Source organism: Streptomyces sp. URMC 123 (assembly GCF_051386515.1).
GTDB lineage: Bacteria > Actinomycetota > Actinomycetes > Streptomycetales > Streptomycetaceae > Streptomyces.
This window is the reverse complement of sequence record NZ_JBPQTV010000620.1, coordinates 1-1,267: the sequence shown is the minus strand read 5'-3', so window position 1 is coordinate 1,267 and position 1,267 is coordinate 1. Positions and strand designations below refer to the sequence as shown.

The following is a 1,267-nucleotide window of genomic DNA, read 5'->3' as shown; positions in this document are numbered from 1 at the left end:
GGCCCCGGGGCGGGCACCGCGGCCAGCCGCTCGCGCAGGCCGGCCGCCCGCCGGCGGGCGTCGCGCACGGACAGCGGCAGCGGGGACCAGCCGGCGAGCCGGCCGAGGTGGACGACGGGCGGGGCCACGTCGCTGTCGGCCATCAGGGCGGCCGGCTCGCCCTCCCGCACCCGGCCGTCGCCCGTGAGATGGACCAGCCGGTCCGCGTACTGGAGCACCCGTTCCATCCGGTGCTCGGCGACGAGGACAGTGGTGCCGAGGTCGTGCACCAGGCGGATGATCGCGGCGAGCACGTCCTCGGCCGCGGTGGGGTCGAGGGCGGAGGTGGGCTCGTCCAGGACGAGCACCCGGGGGTGGGCGGTGAGGACGGAGCCGATGGCCACGCGCTGCTGCTGGCCGCCGGAGAGGGTGCGCAGCGGGCGGTGGCGCAGCTCGGCGATGCCCAGCAGATCGAGGGTCTCCTCGACGCGCTTGCGCATCACCTCGGCCGGCACGGCCAGTTGCTCCATGCCGTAGGCGAGTTCCTCCTCGACGGTGTCGGTGACGAACCCGGCGAGCGGGTCCTGGCCGACGACGCCGACGAGATGGGCGAACTCCTGGGGCGGCAGGCGGTCGGTGGACCGGCCCGCGACGCTCACCCGGCCGCGCAGGGTGCCGCCGGTGAACCGGGGCACCAGGCCGTTGACGGCGCCGAGCAGGGTCGATTTGCCGACCCCGGTGCGGCCGGCGACGAGACAGAGCTCGCCCTCGCCGATCTCCAGGGCCACCTCGCGGAGCGCGGGCCGCTCCGCCCCCGGGTAGGTGAAGGTCACCTCGTCGAACACGATCACGCGGAGGTCTCCTTCGGGGGCGGGGTGAGCCAGGCGGGCAGGGCGCCCACGAGGACGGCGGCGGCCGGCAGCGGGGAGATCTCGGGCCAGCCGAGGGGGGAGAGCGAGGGGTGGAGGTTCGCCGCGTCGACGCCGGTGGTGGCGTACATCAGGGCGCCCGCGGCGACCCCGGAGGCGACGGCCAGCAGTTCGCCGGCGCGCCAGCGGTCGGGGCGGTAGCGGGTGCGCCGCACGCGGCGGCCGCCGAGGACGAAGCCGCAGGTGGCCACGGCGAGTCCGGCGAGCAGCAGCGGGGTGCCGAGGTAGCCGGGCGCGGTGCCGTCCAGCACTCCGTACAGCCCGGCGCACACGCCCAGCAGCCCGGCGAGCACCAGGAGGCCGGTGGGGCGGGCCGCCGCCGGGGGCTTCGGGGTGCCGGCGGGCACGGTCGCGTACGC

General features: G+C 77.3%; 1 protein-coding gene and 1 pseudogene. Both read right to left on the bottom strand.

The features are described from left to right. Nucleotides 1-830, bottom strand: an 830-nt coding sequence (locus tag ACSNOD_RS31265; protein ID WP_436770450.1) for an ABC transporter ATP-binding protein, incomplete at its 3' end; no start/stop codon positions are given. Next, nucleotides 827-1,267, bottom strand: a pseudogene (locus ACSNOD_RS31260) (energy-coupling factor transporter transmembrane protein EcfT); the annotation flags it as partial. The gene ACSNOD_RS31265 and the pseudogene ACSNOD_RS31260, both read right to left, overlap by 4 nt.